General features: G+C 50.5%; 19 protein-coding genes. 11 read left to right on the top strand and 8 right to left on the bottom strand.

From position 1 onward, the window contains the following. The first annotated feature begins 150 nt into the window (after positions 1-150). On the top strand, positions 151-1,707 hold the full coding sequence (lnt, locus tag CULFRC11_RS05450) for an apolipoprotein N-acyltransferase (protein WP_023635674.1): 1,557 nt from the start codon (positions 151-153) through the stop codon (positions 1,705-1,707). Between the two features lie 33 nt (positions 1,708-1,740). Further along, entirely contained in the window at positions 1,741-2,544 is an 804-nt protein-coding gene (locus tag CULFRC11_RS05445) for a polyprenol monophosphomannose synthase (protein WP_013911452.1), read from the top strand. Between the two features lie 79 nt (positions 2,545-2,623). Here CULFRC11_RS05445 and CULFRC11_RS05440 read toward each other — a convergent pair whose 3' ends face one another. Beyond that, positions 2,624-3,016, bottom strand: coding sequence for an RNA polymerase-binding protein RbpA (locus CULFRC11_RS05440; protein WP_013911451.1), 393 nt, complete (start codon positions 3,014-3,016; stop codon positions 2,624-2,626). A gap of 183 nt (positions 3,017-3,199) precedes the next feature. Here CULFRC11_RS05440 and CULFRC11_RS05435 point away from each other — a divergent pair, with 183 nt between their 5' ends. The 3 genes from CULFRC11_RS05435 to CULFRC11_RS05425 are packed head-to-tail and all read left to right on the top strand — an operon-like array spanning position 3,200 to position 4,450. After that, positions 3,200-3,526: a hypothetical protein gene (locus tag CULFRC11_RS05435; RefSeq protein WP_013911450.1), complete on the top strand. Its 327-nt coding sequence runs from the start codon at positions 3,200-3,202 to the stop codon at positions 3,524-3,526. Between the two features lie 19 nt (positions 3,527-3,545). After that, complete coding sequence (locus CULFRC11_RS05430; RefSeq protein ID WP_014525737.1) at positions 3,546-4,238, top strand: YceI family protein; 693 nt, start codon at positions 3,546-3,548, stop codon at positions 4,236-4,238. A 14-nt stretch (positions 4,239-4,252) separates the two neighbouring features. Next, positions 4,253-4,450: a hypothetical protein gene (locus tag CULFRC11_RS05425; protein ID WP_023635673.1), complete on the top strand. Its 198-nt coding sequence runs from the start codon at positions 4,253-4,255 to the stop codon at positions 4,448-4,450. Between the two features lie 505 nt (positions 4,451-4,955). Here CULFRC11_RS05425 and CULFRC11_RS05420 read toward each other — a convergent pair. Further along, positions 4,956-5,936: a bile acid:sodium symporter family protein gene (locus tag CULFRC11_RS05420; protein WP_031270274.1), complete on the bottom strand. Its 981-nt coding sequence runs from the start codon at positions 5,934-5,936 to the stop codon at positions 4,956-4,958. 156 nt (positions 5,937-6,092) lie between these two features. On the opposite strand from CULFRC11_RS05420, the gene CULFRC11_RS05415 reads away from it, so the two are divergent. Both CULFRC11_RS05415 and CULFRC11_RS05410 read left to right on the top strand, forming a co-directional pair. Then, positions 6,093-9,014, top strand: coding sequence for an FAD-binding and (Fe-S)-binding domain-containing protein (locus CULFRC11_RS05415; RefSeq protein WP_038620540.1), 2,922 nt, complete (start codon positions 6,093-6,095; stop codon positions 9,012-9,014). A 224-nt stretch (positions 9,015-9,238) separates the two neighbouring features. Next, the gene (locus CULFRC11_RS05410) at positions 9,239-10,624 is read left to right on the top strand and encodes an MFS transporter (protein ID WP_023635670.1); all 1,386 of its coding nucleotides are present in this window, start codon (positions 9,239-9,241) and stop codon (positions 10,622-10,624) included. 85 nt (positions 10,625-10,709) lie between these two features. Here the strand turns inward: CULFRC11_RS05410 and CULFRC11_RS05405 are convergent, their stop codons facing one another. Beyond that, positions 10,710-12,017, bottom strand: coding sequence for a class I SAM-dependent methyltransferase (locus CULFRC11_RS05405; protein WP_023635669.1), 1,308 nt, complete (start codon positions 12,015-12,017; stop codon positions 10,710-10,712). A gap of 172 nt (positions 12,018-12,189) precedes the next feature. On the opposite strand from CULFRC11_RS05405, the gene CULFRC11_RS05400 reads away from it, so the two are divergent. Beyond that, a complete protein-coding gene (locus CULFRC11_RS05400; protein ID WP_023635668.1) occupies positions 12,190-13,548 on the top strand; it encodes an NAD(P)/FAD-dependent oxidoreductase in 1,359 nt (452 codons plus the stop codon). Between the two features lie 80 nt (positions 13,549-13,628). Here the strand turns inward: CULFRC11_RS05400 and CULFRC11_RS05395 are convergent, their stop codons facing one another. From CULFRC11_RS05395 to CULFRC11_RS05380, 4 genes are all read right to left on the bottom strand, one after another. Then, a complete protein-coding gene (locus CULFRC11_RS05395; RefSeq protein ID WP_230478275.1) occupies positions 13,629-14,150 on the bottom strand; it encodes a hypothetical protein in 522 nt (173 codons plus the stop codon). A 76-nt stretch (positions 14,151-14,226) separates the two neighbouring features. Next, on the bottom strand, positions 14,227-15,213 hold the full coding sequence (locus CULFRC11_RS05390) for a hypothetical protein (RefSeq protein WP_230478272.1): 987 nt from the start codon (positions 15,211-15,213) through the stop codon (positions 14,227-14,229). Positions 15,214-15,358: 145 nt separating this feature from the next. Beyond that, positions 15,359-16,066, bottom strand: a complete 708-nt coding sequence (locus CULFRC11_RS05385) for an ATP-binding cassette domain-containing protein (protein ID WP_023635665.1) — start codon at positions 16,064-16,066, stop codon at positions 15,359-15,361. A gap of 440 nt (positions 16,067-16,506) precedes the next feature. Then, on the bottom strand, positions 16,507-17,094 hold the full coding sequence (locus CULFRC11_RS05380) for a class I SAM-dependent DNA methyltransferase (protein WP_023635664.1): 588 nt from the start codon (positions 17,092-17,094) through the stop codon (positions 16,507-16,509). A 42-nt stretch (positions 17,095-17,136) separates the two neighbouring features. Here CULFRC11_RS05380 and CULFRC11_RS05375 point away from each other — a divergent pair, with 42 nt between their 5' ends. Beyond that, on the top strand, positions 17,137-18,210 hold the full coding sequence (locus CULFRC11_RS05375) for a magnesium and cobalt transport protein CorA (protein ID WP_023635663.1): 1,074 nt from the start codon (positions 17,137-17,139) through the stop codon (positions 18,208-18,210). Between the two features lie 71 nt (positions 18,211-18,281). Here the strand turns inward: CULFRC11_RS05375 and CULFRC11_RS05370 are convergent, their stop codons facing one another. Continuing rightward, on the bottom strand, positions 18,282-18,779 hold the full coding sequence (locus tag CULFRC11_RS05370; RefSeq protein ID WP_031270272.1) for a PaaI family thioesterase: 498 nt from the start codon (positions 18,777-18,779) through the stop codon (positions 18,282-18,284). A gap of 247 nt (positions 18,780-19,026) precedes the next feature. On the opposite strand from CULFRC11_RS05370, the gene gndA reads away from it, so the two are divergent. Both gndA and CULFRC11_RS05360 read left to right on the top strand, forming a co-directional pair. Further along, positions 19,027-20,484, top strand: coding sequence for an NADP-dependent phosphogluconate dehydrogenase (gene gndA, locus CULFRC11_RS05365; protein ID WP_038620976.1), 1,458 nt, complete (start codon positions 19,027-19,029; stop codon positions 20,482-20,484). Positions 20,485-20,604: 120 nt separating this feature from the next. Then, positions 20,605-21,957: a DEAD/DEAH box helicase gene (locus CULFRC11_RS05360; protein ID WP_023635660.1), complete on the top strand. Its 1,353-nt coding sequence runs from the start codon at positions 20,605-20,607 to the stop codon at positions 21,955-21,957. Positions 21,958-21,966 lie beyond the last annotated feature (9 nt).

Raw genomic sequence — 21,966 nt, 5'->3', positions numbered from 1 at the left:
TGCTAAGGCTTTTCATACAGAAACTTCTTTTGTAGCCTCACTCAGTAGTGCTTATGTCTTTCTCAGGGATGGCGGCAGATATGCCAGCCATCTTCCACCCTAAGTCTGGGCGCGTGTTCTTTCCCGTCTCTTGATCAGTGAGCAGTGTTTATGTCCTTCTCCTCGCACGCAATGCGATCAATTCTTATCCGGTCTGCGATCGCAGCTCTCGCGGGACTGTCTGTTTATGCTTCCTACGCACCCCTTGGGTGGTTTTTCGCCGCTCCCATTGGCCTTGCGCTGTTATGCGGTGCTTTAGCTCCATGGAAAGGAAACCGCCCATCAGGAAAAACAGGAGCACTCCTGGGTTTTATTTATTCCGTCACACTTTTTCTCCTTCTTTTGCCCTGGATAGGTGAGTTTGTTGGCGCTATGCCCTATATTGCGCTTTCCACGTTCTTGTCCTTGTACTCCATTCCGTTGGGAATAATAGGCGTTCGGCTTTTGCGCCATCGTTTGGGATGGGTCTGGTTTCCCTTTGTCATCGTGGCGGTGGAATGGGCACGCTCTAATTTTCCGTTCGGTGGGTTCGCGTGGGTTCGTATCGCGTGGGGTCAGATTGACAGTCCTCTCGCTGGAGTAGCTTCTTGGGGAGGACCAGCCCTCGTATCGCTTCTCACTGCCGTTGTGGGGACGGCACTCTGGCAATGCGTCACTAATTCCGCTTATCGACGCCAAACTGTGTCCACTATGGTCGCGGTTCTCCTAGTGGCGGGCGTCGCAACGCTCACAAACGGGCGAGCTCATGAACAGGGAACCGTGAACGTAGCGGCTATACAAGGCAACGTTCCACGGTTAGGGCTCGATTTCAATGCTCAACGCCGGGCCGTACTAGCCAATCATGTGAGGGAAACGGAAAAGCTATCTGAACAACCTGACTTAGTAATCTGGCCGGAAAACTCAGCCGATGTGAGCCCGTTGAGTGACCAGCAGGCTGAGCAACTTGTCTCCCAAGCTGTGACGCATGCACAAGCACCTATCCTTGTAGGAACCATCACCAAGGATGCCGTAGGACATCGAAATTCCATGGTGGTTTTCGATCCACAGACGGGTATAGGGGAGACCCACAACAAGAAATACCTTCAGCCTTTTGGCGAGTACATGCCTTGGAGAGAGTTCTTTAGAAAACTCTCGCCATTGGTAGATCTGGCTGGAGATTTTAAACCCGGAAATGGCAACGGCGTTGTGCATATGACAGCTGCCACCACAGGAAAGAATATAGCCGTAGGCATCGCCACGTGTTATGAGGTCGCGTTTGATCAAGCCGGCCGCGACGCAGTTACTGCTGGTGCTCAGATACTTACGACTCCCACTAACAACGCAACCTTTGGGTTCACAGATATGACCTATCAGCAATTGGCAATGAGCCGCATGCGGGCCATTGAATTGGATAGGGCAGTAGTTGTAGCAGCGACGTCCGGGGTCTCCGCACTGGTGAAACCCGATGGTTCCGTTATTTCTCAAACTAAAATCTTCCAGTCTGCTACTTTGGAAGATGCGCTTCCTCTTCGCGACACGCTGACCTTTTCAGCTAGGTATGGCACCTATATTGAGTACGCCTTGGTTATCATAGGAACCATGTGCGCTTTGTGGTCGTTGTTCTTTCAGAGCACCAGCACAGGTAAAGGAACCAGCCGCAAACTGAAGTCTCAAACCGCTAAGCGCTAGTTTTAACCGCCTACCAAGGAGTCACTTAAAGCAATGACCAAGCCCAGCGATAAGACCCTGGTGATCATTCCCACCTACAATGAGCTGGAGAATCTTCCCCTCATCACCGGTCGTGTCCGTGAGGCCGCTCCTGACGTGGACATCTTGATTGTCGATGACAACAGCCCCGATGGAACCGGCAAAGCAGCTGATGCATTGGCAGAAAAGGATAGCCACATCAAGGTTTTCCATCGGGAGGGCAAAGGCGGCTTATGCGGCGCTTACGTTGCCGGCTTCCGGTGGGGCCTTGAGCGTGATTACACAGTATTGTGTGAGATGGACGCAGATGGTTCTCATGCGCCTGAGCAGCTGCACTTGCTTCTTGACCAGGTAGACGCGGGAGCCGATCTTGTTATCGGCTCCCGATACGTCCCCGGTGGCAAAGTAGTGAACTGGCCTAAAAACCGTTGGGTCTTGTCCAAAGGCGGTAACATCTACATTTCCGTTGCCCTTGGCGCTGGGCTATCGGATATGACGGCGGGGTACCGAGCCTTCAAGCGTGAGGTTTTGGAGGCTATCGATCTCGATGAGCTATCCAATGCAGGTTATATTTTCCAGGTCGATATGGCATGGCGCGTTGTACAAGCAGGATTCGATGTTCGCGAAGTGCCAATCACGTTCACAGAGCGCGAAATCGGGGAGTCTAAGCTAGACGGCAGCTTTGTTAAAGACTCGCTGCTCGAGGTAACCAAGTGGGGACTGAACCACCGGAAAGAGCAAATCACCAACATCTACCGCGAAGGCTCTAAGCTGGCGAAACATGAGATCGCTGCTTTCAGAAAGAAGCACATGATCTAATCTCAAACATATAAAAGTGATCACCCCACGCGGCTCGTAGGAGCATCGCGTGGGGTGATCACTTTGAAAGATCAGTTAATTACTGATTATTTGCTTGCGCTGCAGCTTCTTCCTGCTGCTGCTTTAATAAGCGTGCAGCGTTACGACGACGCTTACGCAGGAGCTCAATACGCTCTTCTAAAAGCAGATCCAGTTCTTCGATGGAACGGCGCTCACGAAGCATATCCCAGTGCGTACGTGGGGGCTTTGCTGGCTTGGATTCTACGCCTTCTCCCTCCATGAGCGTTCCGAGCTGGCCGTTCTTGCACAGCCACGTACCTGGAATTTCCGCGTCATGTGCAAAGGGTACGTCAAAGATCTCGCCGGTTTCTGTCTTATATCGAACCATCTGACGAGGAGCCAGGTCATGGTCCCTGTCGGTTTCGTAGCTGACAGCACCCATGCGGCTGCCGCGCAAAACACGATCTGCCATAGGGGATCAGTCCTTTCCATCTCAAAGGGGGCACGGCGAAGTCTCCATTACGGAGAAAACGCTCAAGGTCTTCCACTATAACGTACGAACCAGTAGTTTTTGTTCCTCAGGTTCCTTAAATAGGGGATTACTACCTCCCACAGAACTAATCCAGCTGGGTCTTGGTGGTTTAGACTGAAGTGGATGTCTACTTTAAGGCTTAATACGTGTGCATGGTGTGGTAAGGAATTTGCTAATCCTGGACGCGGACGTCCAAAGAAATTTTGTTCGCATTCTTGCAGGCAGCGGGCATATGAACAAAGAACCGCGAGTATAGGACCAGCAGTGCCAGAAAACGCAGTAGTATTACGACCTGAGCGAGTTAGTGAGCTACGCGACTCTTTGTTTGAGCTTCGCTGCGCCGCAGAAGACATCGCCACAGCCAGTTCAGAGGGCGCCGATCCAACAGAGATGCAGCAGCTTTGTTCTGAATTGGTCGTGCTAGCTAAACAAATAGAGAAACTCAGGTAGAAGGATAACCAGCGCACCCATGGAAAAAAAGCATAAACTCATTGCACTTGGCACGGCAGTTATCGTTGTTCTTTTGTCTGTTTTTGCCGTTGCCATGGCGATTATCCCACTCATCAACGGGCCTGGTGTAAAAACCGAAGCTCTTGACGCATCCGACGCAAAGGCCGCTACAACGGACATTAACGGAACGTGGGAAGTTATCTATGGCAAGGCCCCAAATATTAGTTCTGCGGGGTTCACTTTCTATGAGGTGCTGCCGGCAGAGAAACGCGTTACCTCTGGATCAACTCAAAGCGTAACCGGAACAGTCGAAGTTAAAGAGCAAAAGATCGTTTCAGGAAAAGTAGCCATTAATATGGCAGATATCCGCACCGATAACGATAAACGCGATAACAACGTGCGCGCCAAGATCTTTGAGGTGGAAAAATATCCGGAAGCAACCTTTGAGACCACCGGATCCACGGATGTTTCATCCATCCCTGAAGATGGAACCACAACGGAGATTACGATCCCAGGCAAACTTACTATTCACGGCAAAACGAATACGATCTCTCCCAGCTTTACGATCGTTCGCGATGCAGACACGGTCAAGCTTTCCTCAACCATCCCGATTAACCGTCTCGATTATGATGTGAACACCCCGGAATTCGTGGCAGCCAAAATCGACACGAATGGCGAAATCAACGTCTTACTTACCCTTAAAAAGAACTAGAGAGTCACTTATTCATGGCATCAAGGATGATCCCCGGACTATGGCTACGCTTCATCGTCCTTCTAGGTTTTGCTGCTTTTATGATCTATGAAAAGCTCCCGTGGTTAGCAGTTTTTGCAGCTGTCTTTTCCGTTATCACGCTCATTCAGCTTTATTATGCGTATCGAGAACGGCGTAATGCAGGAGGAAACATTCAAGGAGACCGCCAGTAGGCGGAAAGCCTACTACAAATATATGCCCTTTATTACGTCACAGTGACGTAATAAAGGGCATAAGTGTCGTTCCCAGAAAGACCGTAAGGGTAGAAAATATCTCAAAGTCCCGCCGGCTTAAACAGAAACCAGAACCCGACAGATTAAAGACCCGACAAAACCGAAGCCACAAGGGAGATTTCCCATCACTTTATGTTCCACACCAAGCCCGATGTGCCAATGATTCACGTCAGAGGATGTACGTATACAAATACAACTGCAACAAAACAAAGAATAGCGCAGCAACGCATACAGATTCAGGAACCACTGAGAGTTATAGCATTTTCTACAAAGACGCGGAGAAGCTGCATACATATCCATGAATCGCCAGATTTGCTAGATATAGCCCTATAGTACCAATTGTCCGATAATGTACATTATGTCATTTTAAATCTGCCCTGCCGGACGTCTGTCAATACATCTCATATCGGTAGCCCCAAACAGATCGACCCACCCCAGACCGCACCTAAACCACCCCGTTACGATTTCGCATGATGGCCGCAAAAATAGCACCAGACACATTCGCATACATTGCCGCGATCGCACCCGGCAATGCCGCCTCCGGAGAATAAAACTGAGCGGACATTGCAGCAGCAAGACCCGAATTCTGCATGGCTACCTCGATAGACGTTGTCCGACATGCAGGCTCATCTTCTTTAAGAAGCTTTGCGCTCACATAGCCAAAGACAAAACCAATGACGTTCTGAAGCGCCACACCTGCAACCACAACAAGGCCAACCACTGCCAACTTATCTCGCGCCCCAGACACCACAATCACCATGACAAATCCGATGACAGCAATGGAAATCCACGGAAGAGCTGGCAGGATTCGATCAACAACCTTGCCCGCCAGCCACCTCAGTGCAAGTCCTGCGAGGACTGGCACCAGAACAACCTTTAACAAGCTAATAGTCATCCCCACGGCATTAAGCTCCGCGCTGCGCCCAGTCAAAAGCACCATCAATGCGGGCGTGGCTAAAGGTGAAACCAACGTGGATACTGAAGTCATTGCAACAGAAAGTGCAACATCCCCCTTTGCCAGATACGCGATCACATTAGACGCCGTTCCACCTGGCACAGATCCCAATAAAATAAGCCCAAAAGTGATGGCCTCATTAAAGCCCAATGCGCGGGAAATTAACAACGCCGATACTGGCATCACAATAAATTGGCATGCCACACCCGCGATAATCGGCAACGGTCTACGTGCTACCTCACCCAAATCCGGCAACGTAATGGTCAGTCCCATGGAAAACATGATCAGCATAAGCATGGGATTGACCAAAGGCTTAAAACCTACAAACGTTTCCGGGGAAAGATATGCGATCACCGCCCCTACAAGGATCACCAGCGGGAAACATATTACTGCCACCTTTGCCGAGCGTTCCTCTGCCGCAGCTCCCCCACGTTCGTTGTCCACATGTTCGTGGCTATCGAGCATTGACATATCAACGACCTCACTTCATCTCACTTTCAAGAAAGCCTAGCAATCCATTCCATACAGTGGAATACAAATCCCAAAACCACACCCATGAGGGTGAAATTTTCCGTTTGCGCACATTTTTGAGGCCATAAGCGCCATTCGCACGCTTACCCTGAAATCATGAAGAAACTACTCACCCCAGATCCAGCTCACATTGGACAGCCAGCCAGGTCCACGTCTCAAGCTGATGCGGCAGGCCCCGAACTATTACACGGCACGCCCCCATGGCTCGTCGATAAGCTTTCCGCAATAGTAGGACGCAAAAACGTTTTAGGCTCGTTATCAGATCTCATCCGTTTCGCCTCCGACGGCTCCCCCTACCGGCGCATTCCTCAAGTCGTGGTTCGTCCGCAAAACGAAGATGATCTTTCCCAGTTGATGGTTTTTGCTCAGCGGGAACGGCGGCACCTCACGTTCCGAGCCGCCGGAACCTCGCTTAATGATCAAGCCTCCAGTGATGACATTCTGGTTGACCTCAAAACCCACTTTCAAGGCCTAGAGGTACTCGATGATGGCGCAAAACTCTGGTCCCGCCCAGGCACAGTATTAGGTGACGCCCAAGCGATCCTTGGCAGGTCAGGAGTCATGCTCGGCCCCGACCCTGGATCCACCTCTGTATGTACGATTGGCGGCGTCATCGCGGATAATGCGGGAGGAATGCGCTGTTCAATAGATCGAGACACCTACCATTGCATAGAACATGCCCGCATTGTTTTACCCAGTGGCTCGGTAGTCGACACCGCACAAGGAGACGAGGCTTTCAAGCTTCAGGAACCCGCACTCCATCAAGGTTTGCTCGAATTACGCGATCGTATTCGCTCAGATTCTCAGCTTGTTCAGCGCTTGCGTACCAAGTTTTCTATCCGCAACACCAACGGGCTGCGTCTCGACGCTTTTCTCGATGAAGATCAGCCTGTACGCATTTTGCTCAAGCTCATGGTGAGTTCCGAGGGAACTCTCGGCGCCATAACAGAATCCGTTATCCGCACAGTTCCACTGCCAAAGAAAAGGGCTGTGGCCTGGGTGATGCTTAATGACATTAGAGACGCAGCAAACTACGTCAATCCGCTCATGCAGACCGGAGCGGAAGCATGCGAATTGCTCGTTGCACCTGCCCTTAAGCGCTCCGTCGGCAATTTCCCCGAAGCGCCCAGTTCTTGGAGCTCCATTCCGGACAATAGCGCTGCCCTACTCTTAGAGGTAGGTGGTGTTGATGAACATGCGCTCGATAATGCTATCAAGCGCGCCACGGAGGTTTTATCCGAGGCAAAACTCATCGCTCCGCTTCAGTTTGACAAGACCCCAGAGGGACAGCGCGGAGCGTGGCACATCCGCAACGGTCTTTTCGGCGTTATTGGGTCCGACCGACCTCAAGGAACCGCCCTCATTACTGAAGACGTCTGCTTCCCGCCTGAAAAAATTGGTGAAGCTGCCGCCGATTTGCTCGATCTACTTGCCAAGTACGGATATCCCGAAATGGTCATGGGCCATGCGGCTTTTGGAAACTTGCACTTCTTCATTCTCCCGGACTTTGGCATTCAGGAAGAACGTGAGAAATACGCCAGATTCCTGGATGATCTGGCGAGCCTCGTCCTTGACGATTATGACGGTTCGCTCAAGGCAGAACACGGAACCGGCCTCAATATGGCCCCCTTCTTGGAACGCGAATGGGGAACACAGGCCTGGAACCTCATGTGGGAAGTAAAACGTCTTCTGGACCCAGCTGGAATCCTCTCCCCTGATGTCAAGCTCACAAAATCACAGGATATTCACCTCAAAAACTTTAAAACCTTCCCACAGCTAGAAGAAGAGATTAATCCTTGCGTTGAATGCGGTTTTTGTGAACCAGTGTGTCCTTCTCGACATGTCACTGTAACTCCCAGGCAGAGAATCGTATTACGTCGAGAAATGGCGCGACAAAAGCAGGACTCCCCTGTACTGAAAAAGCTGCAGGAAGAGTACCAATACGCCGCAATCGATATGTGTGCTGCAGACGGAGTGTGTTCTATCGCCTGCCCGATCAGTATTGATACTGGAAAAGTGATGAAAGGCTTCCGATCTGCTCAAACAACGCGTACCGCGCAAAAAGTCGCCTTATCAGGCGCGCAAAAATGGGATGTCGTGGAAAAACTAGTCCGCGGTGGGGTTATAAGCGCCCATGCCCTTGGTACCAACAAAATAAAAGTCCTCTCTGACGCAGCTCGCGGGGTCATCAACCCCGATATCCTTCCCACTGTGCCTGGCGAACTTCCCAAAGCAGCCCAACGATTGCCTAGAACCCAACGCGAGGGAGCCCGTGCGGTGTATTTTCCAGCATGCATCAACAGAATGTTCGGGCCTTCGCCACATTCTGCCCCTGATTCGCTTGATCTACCCCATTCCATCGTGGAACTGGGCCGTCGGGCCGGAGCACCCGTATGGATCCCAGAGAACGTCGCAGGGCTTTGCTGCGGCACACCTTGGTCATCAAAAGGATACGACGAGGCTTTAGCTTTCACAGTTGGATCAATAGTCAATGCCATGTGGAACTGGTCTTCCCAAGGGAAACTTCCCATCATTATCGATGCGTCAAGCTGTGTCCATGGACTACTAGACAATGCCACCGGCACCCTTAACGGAGAAGACCTAGAACGATTCCATGTTTTAAGAATTCTGGACGTAGTGGAATGGCTCGATGCTGAAGTTATCGACCACCTTACAATTACGGAAAATATAGGGACTGTCGGGCTGCACCCTACGTGTTCCATCCAACACATGGGGCTAGTCGATACGCTCATTCATGTAGCAGCTGCCGCAGGATCAGTAACGATTCCCTCCGGCGCTCATTGTTGCGGCGCTGCCGGAGATCGGGTGATGCTTCATCCCGAGCTAACGGAATCCGCTACTCGCGAAGAACGCGCTGCACTCGACGCAGAGAAGTGCGATTGCTTTGTAGCCTCCAATCGCACGTGTGAGATGGGGCTTGAGATGGTGTCTGGAAAGCCCTTCGAACATGTGGCAACTCTCCTGGAGCGAGTCTCCCGACCAGTAATATCCCCTTAAATAGGTAAAGGTTTTATCTCCACGCCTTTTCCAGATACACCGTAGTGACCTGCGCCATTAACGCAGGTCACTATGCATTTCACCTGTTCCATACGAACTTTACTTTCCCACAAGCTCCTCCACCTCTCACAAAATCCCACAAAATGATATTTGCATCCCACTAGACGGGAAACTATGTTAGGGGTTCCACCCTTTCGGATGGATATCGATGCATAAGGAGTGTGATGATGAGCTCATCGACCGCCCCCGCCATGGCGGAGCACAATACCCATGGGACAGCACGTCCAAAAGTAGATAAAGCCATGAGACGTAAAATCATCACTGCTTCCCTGGTGGGAACTACCATTGAGTTCTACGATTTTTACGCTTATGCCACAGCCGCAGTTGCGGTATTCCCCCACCTGTTCTTCCCCAAAAATGAAGATCCAACCGTTGGTCTGCTCGCGTCTTTTGCCACGTTCGGCTTAGCCTTTGTAGCTCGCCCACTGGGTTCTATCATTTTCGGACACTTTGGGGATCGTATTGGACGAAAAGCCACTCTCGTAGGCTCCTTGCTTACGATGGGCATAGCCACTTTTCTTATCGCATTCCTGCCCACATACGCCCAAGTAGGTATAGCCGCACCCGCACTTTTGGCCCTCATGCGGTTTTGTCAAGGTCTGGGATTGGGAGGCGAATGGTCAGGAGCTGCGCTTTTAGCAACCGAAACAGCCGAAAAGGGCAAACGCGCCTGGGCCGCAATGTGGCCACAATTGGGAGCGCCTTTTGGTTTCCTCCTAGCCAACGGTTTCTTCCTGTTTTTGGTCACCACTCTTGGGCATACAAACGGCGATCTTGAGGGTGCCTTCATGACATGGGGTTGGCGGATCCCCTTCGCAATGTCTGCGGTAATGGTGATTATCGGTCTATGGGTTCGCTTTACCCTTGAAGAAACCCCCGTCTTTAAAGCAGCAGTAAAGTCCGGCAAGAAGGTAAAAACTCCGCTGACCGAGGCTTTCAAGACAGCTTGGCGCCCCATGATCTTGGGAACCTTCATCATGCTGAGCTGCTACACACTGTTTTACCTAGTCACCACATGGGTGCTGTCCTATGGCATCGGCAAAAAGGACCTTGGCCTTGGACTAGGAATCCCCTATATTGACTTCCTCAAACTCCAGCTTATTTCTATCGTCGCTTTCATCATCGGCATCCCGCTGGCAGGACAAATGGCAGATCGTCGCGGCCGAAAGTCCTCACTCATTGGCATCTCGATAGTCATGATCGTTTTCGGTTTGTCGTTTAAACTCTTCCTCGATCCCGCAACGGCTACCGAGGGCAGCGTCTTGGCTTTCCTCACGATCGGAATGTTTATCATGGGTCTCATCTTCGGCCCTATGTCTGCGGTTCTCCCAGAGCTATTCCCCACCAATGTGCGATATACAGGATCGGGAATTAGTTACAACGTTTCATCCATCCTGGGTGCTGCAGTAGCCCCCTTCATTGCTACCGCTCTTGTTCATTCTTATGGAGTGGGAGCGGTCGGAATCTACCTCATCGTCGTATCACTCATCACGTTGGTCGCGGTTTTCTGTATGAAAGAAACACGGCATTTTGATATGTCTGAAATCTAGCTCCTAACAAATAAGCGCAATGCACCCATATGCGTGATCAAAATATTAAGATCACAGCTCAGGGTGCATTATGTCTTCTTATTGCCTATCGACGTCGCCTGCGGTTCCTTGTTGTCGCCGTAATCTGTACAGCATCCAACGCTCCAACGCGAAATAACGCTTCCCGAATAGCCAATTGGAATACCCATAGCCGCCGGTATACCGGGTCAAAACCATCTGCAGCAGCCTCTCGTAGGAGGCCCTCAAATGTGGCTCGTTGCAGGCGCAGTCCTTCCTGATAATGGCCCCCGACGTGCGTTTCCGCAGTTATTCTCAAATCCGAGGAGACGTCGAAAAGCTTATGCACGTTCTCCATCGTCATAAGGTCTAAAGCAGGCCAAATATACGCTTTGCACACACCTAACGCGTTTGTGGTGACATCCGGCATAAGGCCAGTCAGAACTACGGATTGCGCTGCAAGAAAACCACCCGCAGTAAGCAAGCGATCAAGCGTTTGTACATAGCGTTTACGCATCCGAGGCCCCATAAGTTCAAGCTTTTCCACGCTGGTAATCACGTCATAGCTCATGGGCCATGCAGCAGCTTCTGGCATCGCGGTATCAAGCAACTCCACATGAACGCTGCCCTCAACTTCCGCAAGGTCTAGCACGTACTTCATGTCTTGAGAATGCTCACGATCAGCTGTCAAAACATCAACAGTTGCACGCCGGTGCGCTGCGTTGATCGCTAAGGCGGGCCCAGAACTGGGAAAATCAAGGAGATGCGTCCCTGCATGCACGTGTGCTGCGTCGAGAAGCATCGTTGTTGCGCGTAGCTGCCCATCCCCGAGATCGGCCTTCTCCACTACCGTGGGGTCGCTCACCGTCGTGACATCCACAAAGTGACTTGCTGGTTCGTTAGTTTTTCCCGCGCCTCTGACAAAACTTCTTACAGAGGTTCTCTCCGTGGTGGGAACACCTGAGGAAAAGACTGTCCCATGAACACTCATTCCGTCCCCAGAAAACAGCCTGATAAGTTGTGGCGGAATCTCTTTACCCTGGTACTCGCCCCCTAACGAGGCATGGGATGCCTTCGGGTTATATCCCACAGCAAAAAGCTTTACTAGTACGTCAACCAGCCGCTCGGATCTCCATTCTTCCGCCATATAGCCTTCGGCAAGCCCAAGCCAGCCGGCCTCAGCTATTCGACGAAATAAGGTTTCCTCTACTACAACAAGATCCGGATCTTCGCCATCAAGGCGCAAGCCAGCTTTGGAACAAGCAGCAGCAAATCCCGATTCTGCTTTACGAGCCTTCATTTTAATCCGAAAGCCCTCAGGCACAGTGGCTATGCTTGGCCACATTTCGGCGTTGATACGCACAAGATGATCACGCGAGCCTGAATGTCCTTTCACAAGGGCCAAGCTTAGTGTGAGCGAATCGCTTATGAGCGCAGACGCGCGAAGCTAGGAGCGGATGATGTATTACCAGCCAAGTAGGACTAGCATAAAGAAGTCGCTCAAAAGCGGGCGAAAATCACACTAGCGAATGACTTTTTTCACTTTTTAGTCGAGGAGACAGTTTTCAATGTCTGACAAACCATTTCGCCCTGAAGGCGGCCGCCATCACGTCGTCGTGATTGGCTCCGGCTTCGGTGGTCTATTCGCGGTCCAGAACCTCAAGGATGCTGACGTCGATATCACCTTGATCGACCGGACAAACCACCACCTTTTCCAGCCGCTGCTCTACCAAGTAGCAACCGGCATCCTTTCCTCGGGTGAAATTGCCCCCCAGACGCGTCAGGTCCTGCTGAAACAGGACAACGTCAACGTTGTCAAAGCCGAAGTCACCGACATTAATACCTCGGCTAAGACAGTGTCTGCGTCACTTGGCGAGTACTCCAAGACCATCGAATACGATTCCCTGATCGTGGCCGCCGGCGCAGGGCAGTCCTACTTTGGAAACGATCACTTCGCACAGTATGCCCCAGGTATGAAGACGATTGACGATGCCCTTGAGCTACGTGCGCGTATCCTCGGAGCATTCGAGCGTGCAGAGATTTGCGATGATCCTGCTGAACGAGACCGTCTTCTCACCTTCGTGATCGTTGGTGCAGGCCCTACAGGTGTTGAGCTGGCAGGCCAGCTCGCAGAGATGGCGCACCGCACGTTGGCAGGCGAATACACTCGCTTCAACCCTGCCAATGCGAAGATCATTCTCCTCGATGGCGCGCCTCAGGTTTTGCCGCCTTTTGGCAAGCGTCTGGGACGTAACGCTCAGCGCGAGCTCGAAAAGATTGGTGTGACAGTCAAGCTCAACGCCATCGTCACCGACGTTGATGAGAACTCAGTCACCTATAAATCCACAACAGATGACTCCACTCACACCATCAACTCTTTCTGCAAGATTTGGTCTGCTGGCGTCGCTGCGTCTCCGTTGGGCAAGGTTCTCGCCGATCAGCTCGGAGTGGACGTTGATCGCGCTGGACGCGTCCCTGTTAATCCGGATCTCTCCGTAGGCAGCGAGAAAAATGTCTTTGTTATCGGTGACATGATGTCGCTGAATAACCTTCCGGGCGTCGCACAAACTGCTATTCAGGGTGGCGCGTATGTTGCAGAACAGATCGCAGCCGAGGTTGAAGGACGCAGTGCCGACGAGCGCGAGCCGTTTGAATATTACGATAAAGGCTCCATGGCTACCGTCTCCAGGTTCAATGCCGTGGTCAAACTCGGAAAAGTTGAGGTCACAGGGTTCATCGGGTGGATCATGTGGCTCTGCGTCCACCTCATGTTCCTCGTCGGTTTCCGCAACCGCGCAACTGCAGCATTCTCATGGGGAATCAACGCACTGTCGCGTAAGCGCTGGAACTTGGCAACCACTCGCCAACAACTACATGCGCATGGTGCGCTTGCAGAGCAGGATAAAAATTTGGAAGCCAAAAACTAGTAATCGACTTCCTGAGTAAGTTTTAGGCCCCTTGCTACATGAAAATTTTCATCGTAGCTCGGGGCCTTACCTCATGGTGCTTAAACTTTTTGGTTCCCATCCTCTCGTTGTTGGAACCTACCTAAGAGGAAGAAACTTACTATCAAAGCAACAAAGCTGACCACCAAAGTTATATACAACGGCGGCTCATCTATGACAAAAAGAAGATGTCTCCATGGCGTGCTTTCTAAACTTTGCCACACTATGGTTTGAACAAGGAATTGCGCAATGAGCAGCAGCATAAGCGTATCTGTGCGTACAAATCCGCCGATTCCTATGCACAATCCCAGAGTGACAGTAGCTATATACGCAAATCGTGTGCCATCGTCTGCTCCTAATGCAGTCATCCAAGGCAACCCCCATAGCACTATGAAAATAACGCCGTTAACCCATTTCCATGAATGCGATGAACCATGTTCTAACCGAGATATCTCATTGCGAAATATCAAAACAACGTTAAGAGCGTAGGCTGTTCCAACAACACCATTGAGAGTTACAGCATGTAAGCCGCTGAGCCACGGTATATTAACGACCGTACTTCCAGCACCGTACACTGCAAACATCACAATGGCAGTTAATAGACAAGCCTCCCACAGCTTATGACCTCGGCAGTAAAGAATCGTCCGTGATCGCATCATATTATCCTTGTACCGGACATAAAGCTTGACTTAGGCGCTGCTCGACTTTGCTTATTTCAATCTGTTCTGTTGGACTCCACGGAAGAGCGCTTCGCACAATGCCTATTTCCTGTGCGCTTACTCCGCACAATTGACTACCGGACCGAGCTAGCTCTAATGAGCCAACATAGTCAACGTAATCCCCCAGTACTCCTTCGAGAGACCGCTGTCCGCTGAATTCTAGATTTTGCTTCGAGACATCACCCCACGTCACAGGACCATCTGCATAATGTTTCCATTCCAGAGGTGCGATTTGCCTAAAAATTTCGCGAGCTTGTGCATTGAGGTCCACGCTGTTCTTCGATACCTCTGGCCACGCACAGACATCATCAGTGCAGACCATATCTGAGTGATCACGATCAATCACACCCGATGCATTCACGTTACTGTTGATTAAGCCGCTTCCGATAAAAAATGCCAAACCTGTTATAAAGATCGGCATTGCATTAATCGGCCCAACTTTGAAACCAATAGCCAATCCGATCACTATGAGAGCAACGCTTACTATTGTTCCCGCTGCTATAAAGATAGCGCGGCTGTCTAAAACAGAATTTAGTGAACAGCAAGCAATCAAGTCACCAACCATTCGGCGCACTGGACCAGGTGGAGCCGCTGAAGGAAGCAATGCATACCATGCGTAGGCAGCAGTTGCAGAAAGGCTGACAGCGATTAACGGCCTAAGTATCAAACCAAATGTACATCCTATAGCTACCCAACTTATACCCACGGCATACGAATAGGAGATCATTTCTAGAAATGTTATTGAGTACAAGAAACGTAAGTTGTTTCCTAAAAATAACACCGCTAATAAATAACCTAGTGCCGGGAAAAAGGAAAACAGCAAAATTCTACTTACAATAATTTTGCGGATAGCATTACCGCCAAGATTGATAATAGCTTGAAATCTAGATATTTCCCATGCAACGGCAGCGGCAGTAGCTGGGGCCATGATATAAAAAGTAAGCGTTGACTGACCCAAGACAGTTTGGCTATAACCTGATGTCTCTATGCTTGATACAGGAATCAAACACAACACAGAAGAAATAACGCATAGCCACAAAGAAGGACGCTTTATCCAATGCGCTAGACCAAAGCTAGGTGACACGGTCACCGCCTCTCAGGGCAAACGCACGTGAGAGTACATGGGCAGGAGAATCCCCCGACTGCGAAGAAAGACCAAGGAAGTCCTGACGATTTCCGTCAAAATAAATCTTTCCAGCGTGAAGCACAAGAACCCGCTCAAAAGGGTGTTGTAACTCCACACTATCGTGTGTAGAAACGAGTAATGCCTGACCTTGTTGGACAATGCGCTCGTATATAGCAGTGATTTTTTGTTTGCTCAACGGATCTAGCGCTGCACTAGGTTCATCCAAAAGCAACATATCCGAACCCGAATTAAGAGCTGTGGCAATTGCTAAGCGAGCACGCTCGCCACCACTTAGGCTTTCACATCGTTGGTGTCCAGCATGGGAAAGGTCTACAAAATCAAGCCAGTTTGCGCAATCTCTACGTGCATTTTTCCAAGACTGTCCCCGTAGCCAAGCGACATAAGAACAATATTCAGCACAGGTAAAACCAACAATTGGACGGAAATTTTGTTCTACGCTAGCCACTACCCCAGAACTATTCACAATTCCTGTATCCGGTTTTATTTTTCTTCCCAGAACTGAAAGAAGCGTTGATTTTCCTACCCCGTTAGTTCCTAATAGTAGAGTAGGTCGTTGATCTATTATTAGCTGAGAAATATCAAGGATAATTCTCTTCGAACGAGTGACTTTAATTCCTTTAATATTAATAAACAATCTTGGTCCAATCGAGGATTAATCTTCCTAAGTCAAAAGTTTCAACGTAAGTTGAGTAGCCACTATTAGGATTATTCTTCCGGTTTGCTAAACCCAAGATTTCGATTTTAATTTCAAGATAGTCCTTTCTACAGGGAAAGCGCTAGAGACTGTTACACAATATGAGCGAATCAATGCTCACTCAAGACCAGATCCTTCCCTTCCTATCTTTCCCTTTTCAAGGGCTGACATAACACTATCCTAGATATGAAGTTACACATGGAAATTTTATAGACAAAATACTTCTACGAAAATGAATAAAGGCGAGTGCACCACTACATGGTGTTCTATATAAATAGAAAAGAACCTCTGGGGGGCATTGCGATAGATCCACAAGCCCCCAGAGGTTCAGTATTTTATAAATTGATCGATGTAAAAATATCGTTTTCTATTTTCAGACGTTAAACCCTTTTACTCACAATCGAAACCAAAAATGTTGATTCTTCCGAAAATGGCCGTAGATCCCATGATTCAAAGTTAGCGTCGATGCTAAAACCGGCAGCACTAAGATCTTCAAAAAAGTGCGGGAAGATATATCCGCGGCCTGCACCAAAGCCAAAGACGCATCTACCGCCCACGGCCGTCGCATCATAGATGTTCTTCAGAGCATCTGCGCGATTCTCCGGAGCTATAAATGTCATTACATTTCCAGCACATACCACGAGTTCAAACCCATTATCAGGGATGGTTTCGCAGCCCAGGTCAGTGACATGCCAGGTAGCGTGAGGATAATTCAGACGCGCTTGACTGATAAGGTAGTCGTCGATATCTACACCAACTACCGTATGCCCACGTTCGGAAAGATAGCCGCCAATTCTTCCTTGACCACAACCGGCGTCCAAAATACGAGCTCCTCGTTGCGCCATGGCGTCGATAAGCCGAGCTTCACCTACGATGTCGTTTCCTGCAGCAGCTAAGTTATCCCACCTAGCCGCATAGTTGCGAGAGTGCTCAGGATTACGCGTAGTCATGTCTTTCCAAGTTGGCATGTAAACAAGTATAGAGACCGCAAGTTTTGAGGAGGCCCATAGATGCCCGCAATGAGGCCACGCAGAGTCCACCAGTTTCCGCCAAACCGGTCCGCTATGCCAGTAGAAGAAATTACTGACCACTGCCGGGTATACGTTGATGGAAATCTACAGACAGCTGAATTAACGCATAATGAGGCACTCCGTAAGGTAAAAGAGCTCAATAAAAACGGTCACCATTCCTTTGTGTGGCTTTCTGTCGAGGAGCCCACACAAGCTCATATGATCCAGTTAGCTGAGGACTTTGATATCCATGAGCTGATCGTTGAGGATGCTGTTGCAGCTCACCAGCGGCCAAAAGTCGAACGCTACGATGACCAACTTTTTATTGTGGTTCGGTCCGTTGTTTATCGTGATCATGAAACTGTCGATGATGCCTCCGATATCATCAACACCGGCGAGGTCCAGATGCTCGTCAGCGACGACTTCATCATCACCATCCGGCATAAAACAAAGTTGCCGCTTCTCGACGCTCGGCTCGACGCACCTGACGAGGTTAACGCTTATGGGCCGATGGGCATTGCGTGGGCCTGGTCCGATCACTTAGTAGATAATTACATCCGTATCGTCGGTGAGCTTAGCCAAGATGTCGATGAATTAGAAGAAGAAGTCTTTACTCCCGGCAGCACCTTTAATATCGAACAGATTTATATGCTCAAGCGGGAGATCCTCGAAATGCGACACTCTGTGGATCCTTTAGACCCGGCATTCCGTTTGATGATCGGCGCTAATAAAGACATGATCAACAAGCAGCTTCGATCCTATTTGCGCGATGTCTTAGACCACATCATGGTGGTCAAAGATCAGGTGATTAGCTTTGATGAGCGCCTCTCTGCGCTTATCGACGCAGGCGTTGCCAAGATTACCCTCCAGCAGAACTCTGACATGCGAGCCATCTCTGCTTATGTGGGCATGGCGGCTGTCCCCACGCTAATAACCGGCGTTTATGGAATGAACTTTGAGCACATGCCTGAATTAGGTTCTCGGTACGGCTACTACATAGTCATCGCCGTCATGATAGGTATTGTGACGTGGTTGTGGTGGTACTTCAAGAAGATGCGTTGGCTAGAAAAGTAAGTGACCAGCTCATCCGCCGTCTACTTTCCTAGCCTGTCGTTCGTTTTCTGCTCACCGACGCATCAGGAATATCAGTCTGCGTTGATATTGAACTTGTCTTTCTTGGGGGCTTCAGGCTGTGGCGTGATAACAATTGTGCGAAGAGTCGCCCGCGCCACCAGCTTGTGCCGGTGATACAGGTCAATCCCTATCAATTGGCTGGTACGTCCTGGGTGGATGACGTGTGCATCCACATCAATGACCCCTGCGCTTACTGTTCCCAGAAAATCAGTCGTGCAATTAGCACCGACAACGAGTTTCCCGTTAGCGGCAATAACTCCGGCTACCGACCCAACAGTTTCCGCTAGCGATGAATAGACTCCGCCGTTGACCATTCCCGAAACCTGCAAGTGAGCGTCACTGACCGGCAGTTCTGCTTTCACTGACTGCGGCGTTATTTCTGTAAAACGTAGCCCGAGTGTTTTACTAAAGCCTTCGCTGAGAGAATTAAACTCATCAAGCTGCTCAATGCTCAAACCACACTGGTTGAGACCTTCGAGCATTTCCAGCATTTTTGTTCCGTTGCCCATACGCCCTAATCTAACCGATTCATGACCTATTCGCAGGCCCTACTGTCCGATCGGGCAGAAAATATGGATAGAGATCCATCACAAAACAACGCAAACAGGCAAAATAATGGGCGCGGTTGTACATAATCTTCTTCTCGGGTCAGCCACAAATCTGCGCCTCTCCCCTTCCTCCGGTTTTCCAAACTGGAGATCCCTCTACATGGCGCTGTTGTGTCCTTTCCTCACCCGCGGGGTATCCTCTGATGTTATGACTGATCAATCCAACTTGGCACACATCGGCGTTGTCGGACTTGCGGTGATGGGTTCAAATCTCGCCCGCAACTTTGCTCATAAGGGACACACCGTAGCTGTCTATAACCGCAGCTCCGCAAAAACCCACACGTTGATGCAGGAACACGGTTCTGAAGGAAACTTCATCCCCTCAGAGACAATTGAGGACTTCGTTGCCTCGTTGGAAAAACCGCGCCGGGCGATCATCATGGTCCAGGCAGGCCCCGCGACTGACGCTGTAATCAACCAACTTGCAGACGCCATGGAACCAGGCGACATCATCATCGACGGCGGCAACGCCTTGTACACGGATACAATCCGCCGCGAAAAAGAGATCGCCGAGCGCGGACTCAACTTTGTCGGCGCAGGTATTTCAGGTGGCGAGGAAGGTGCTCTTAACGGCCCCTCCATCATGCCAGGTGGTCCTGCAGAGTCATGGGATGCACTAGGACCTCTCCTAGAATCTATCTCCGCCGTCGTCGATGGGACACCTTGTGTAACTCATATCGGCCCAGATGGCGCAGGGCACTTTGTCAAGATGGTTCATAATGGAATCGAATACGCCGACATGCAGGTTATCGGCGAGGCCTATCAGCTTCTGCGCTATGCGGCAGGTATGGAGCCTGCGGAAATCGCTGAGGTTTTCAAGACCTGGAACAAGGGTGATCTTGACTCATACCTCATTGAAATCACCGCTGAGGTGCTATCCCAGGTTGATGCAGAAACCGGACAGCCGCTTATCGACGTCATCGTCGATGCTGCCGGACAAAAAGGAACAGGCCGCTGGACGGTAAAGGCCGCCCTCGATTTGGGCATCCCTGTAACCGGCATCGGAGAAGCCGTTTTCGCTCGCGCGCTCTCTGGCGCAGCTAAACAACGCTCTGCGACCATCGGTAGCCTCCCCTCCGGAACGCTTCTTACACTCGATGAGCTAGGAACGGACAAAGAGACATTCGTTGAGGATGTTCGCCGTGCACTCTACGCTTCTAAGCTTGTTGCTTACGCTCAGGGATTTGATGAGATCCAGGCTGGCTCTGAAGAACACAACTGGTCTGTAGATCCTCGTGACCTAGCCACAATCTGGCGCGGCGGATGCATTATCCGGGCGAAATTCCTCAACCGTATCCGTGAAGCCTACGACGCAGATCCTGCTCTGCCTTCTCTTCTCTTGGACCCCTATTTCAAGGCTGAGCTTGGTGGTCTTCTGGATTCATGGCGTCGAGTCGTTATCACGGCCACACAGCTAGGACTTCCCGTTCCGGTTTTCGCTTCTTCGCTTTCTTACTACGATTCGCTTCGTGCAGAGCGCCTGCCTGCGGCCCTTATTCAGGGACAACGTGACTTCTTCGGCGCACACACATACAAGCGCGTTGACAAAGAAGGTACCTTCCATACGCAATGGTCCGGCGACCGTAGCGAGATCGAAACGTCTTAAAGCTGCCTAACACATTTTTACGTGGACAACGCACCTGTTCTATGTCGCAGTAGGCGGCAAGCAGCAGGTGCGTTTGCTGCAAAATCAGTTAAATCCTCGCCGCAGGCTACACTCAATACAATGACTTCATTCTCCGACCTCGGATTGCCGGTGTCCATCGTCCATGTGCTCAATCGCCAAGGAATAACCACACCGTTTCCTATCCAAGAGGCTGCAATCCCAGACGCTCTTAAAGGGCGAGATGTTCTTGGGCGTGGCCCTACTGGCTCGGGGAAAACCTTCACCTTTGGCCTTCCCATGATCGCAGCCCTAGCTAAAACAGGAGCCTCGATTCCGGGACATCCCCGTGGTCTGATTCTCGTCCCGACAAGAGAATTAGCAGCCCAAGTACGTGAGCGTCTCGACGAGCCCGCTGCAGCCTTGGGGCTCAGGCTCCTTGATGTTGTTGGCGGTGTCAACATTAATCGCCATATCACTGCACTCGCGGCTCCTGTCGATATTTTGGTGGCAACACCAGGACGCGCACAGGATCTTGTGAACAATAAGAAGCTCTTCCTTGATAAAGTCCTGATCACTACTCTCGACGAGGCTGATCAGATGGCAGATATGGGTTTTCTTCCGCAAGTCCTTAAGCTCCTCGACCTCACTCCTAGCAATGCTCAGCGTTTGCTCTTTTCCGCGACCCTAGACGGCGACGTCAATAAGCTTGTCGAGCGCTTCATGCATGATCCTGTAACACATTCCACTGCGGAAGTAGCCGCCGCCGTGGACACGATGACGCATTATCGTTTGCACGTGGGTGACCGGGATGCCCGTAATGACGTCGTTCTGCGTATTGCAGGGCGTAGCGGAAAAACAATTATGTTTATGCGGACCAAACACGGTGTGGATCGTCAAGTGAAAAAGCTACGACGCATCGGTATTAACGCCGTCGGTATTCACGGCGATAAAGGTCAAAACACACGCACAAATGCCATAGCAGGTTTTTCTGATGGCTCTGTACCGGTTCTGGTGGCTACAGACATAGCAGCCCGTGGAATAGACATCGGAGACGTTGACCTCGTTGTCCATGTCGATCCTCCAGCAGAGCACAAAGCCTATCTACATCGCGCAGGACGCACGGCAAGAGCAGGTTCCTCTGGAACAGTAGTCACCCTTGTTATGGAAGAACAGATACAGGAAGTAGACACGCTTCTACAGAAAGCTGGTGTGGATGCAGAATTACTGGAAGTCTCGGCTAACTCCCCAGAACTAGTGCGTATCACTGGAGCACAAAAAATTACGGGAGCGCCTTTACCCCCGTTCGGTGCGGCACAGCCACAACAGCGGAAAAAAGGGTCACAATCAACAAGAAACAATGCGGCACGTCGTAGGCGGCCCCAACAACAACGTACTTCTTCTAAAACTCGTGGTGGTACAACAGGTTTTAGAGGAAAGAATAAGAAAGATGGACAACGCGGTGGGCGGAGCTAATCCCCGCAT

It is taken from the genome of Corynebacterium ulcerans (assembly GCF_000767685.1).
Classification (GTDB): domain Bacteria; phylum Actinomycetota; class Actinomycetes; order Mycobacteriales; family Mycobacteriaceae; genus Corynebacterium; species Corynebacterium ulcerans.
Note: the sequence above shows the minus strand (reverse complement) of the source record. Positions and strands in the feature narration are given on the sequence as shown.

Coding starts and splice junctions, on each gene's coding strand:
- lnt (WP_023635674.1), top strand. CDS start 151: ATGTCCTTCTCCTCGCACGCAATGCGATCAATTCTTATCCGGTCTGCG.
- CULFRC11_RS05445 (WP_013911452.1), top strand. CDS start 1,741: ATGACCAAGCCCAGCGATAAGACCCTGGTGATCATTCCCACCTACAAT.
- CULFRC11_RS05440 (WP_013911451.1), bottom strand. CDS start 3,016: ATGGCAGATCGTGTTTTGCGCGGCAGCCGCATGGGTGCTGTCAGCTAC.
- CULFRC11_RS05435 (WP_013911450.1), top strand. CDS start 3,200: ATGTCTACTTTAAGGCTTAATACGTGTGCATGGTGTGGTAAGGAATTT.
- CULFRC11_RS05430 (WP_014525737.1), top strand. CDS start 3,546: ATGGAAAAAAAGCATAAACTCATTGCACTTGGCACGGCAGTTATCGTT.
- CULFRC11_RS05425 (WP_023635673.1), top strand. CDS start 4,253: ATGGCATCAAGGATGATCCCCGGACTATGGCTACGCTTCATCGTCCTT.
- CULFRC11_RS05420 (WP_031270274.1), bottom strand. CDS start 5,936: ATGTCAATGCTCGATAGCCACGAACATGTGGACAACGAACGTGGGGGA.
- CULFRC11_RS05415 (WP_038620540.1), top strand. CDS start 6,093: ATGAAGAAACTACTCACCCCAGATCCAGCTCACATTGGACAGCCAGCC.
- CULFRC11_RS05410 (WP_023635670.1), top strand. CDS start 9,239: ATGATGAGCTCATCGACCGCCCCCGCCATGGCGGAGCACAATACCCAT.
- CULFRC11_RS05400 (WP_023635668.1), top strand. CDS start 12,190: ATGTCTGACAAACCATTTCGCCCTGAAGGCGGCCGCCATCACGTCGTC.
- CULFRC11_RS05395 (WP_230478275.1), bottom strand. CDS start 14,150: ATGTTTGCAGTGTACGGTGCTGGAAGTACGGTCGTTAATATACCGTGG.
- CULFRC11_RS05390 (WP_230478272.1), bottom strand. CDS start 15,213: ATGGCCCCAGCTACTGCCGCTGCCGTTGCATGGGAAATATCTAGATTT.
- CULFRC11_RS05380 (WP_023635664.1), bottom strand. CDS start 17,094: ATGCCAACTTGGAAAGACATGACTACGCGTAATCCTGAGCACTCTCGC.
- CULFRC11_RS05375 (WP_023635663.1), top strand. CDS start 17,137: ATGCCCGCAATGAGGCCACGCAGAGTCCACCAGTTTCCGCCAAACCGG.
- CULFRC11_RS05370 (WP_031270272.1), bottom strand. CDS start 18,779: ATGGGCAACGGAACAAAAATGCTGGAAATGCTCGAAGGTCTCAACCAG.
- gndA (WP_038620976.1), top strand. CDS start 19,027: ATGACTGATCAATCCAACTTGGCACACATCGGCGTTGTCGGACTTGCG.
- CULFRC11_RS05360 (WP_023635660.1), top strand. CDS start 20,605: ATGACTTCATTCTCCGACCTCGGATTGCCGGTGTCCATCGTCCATGTG.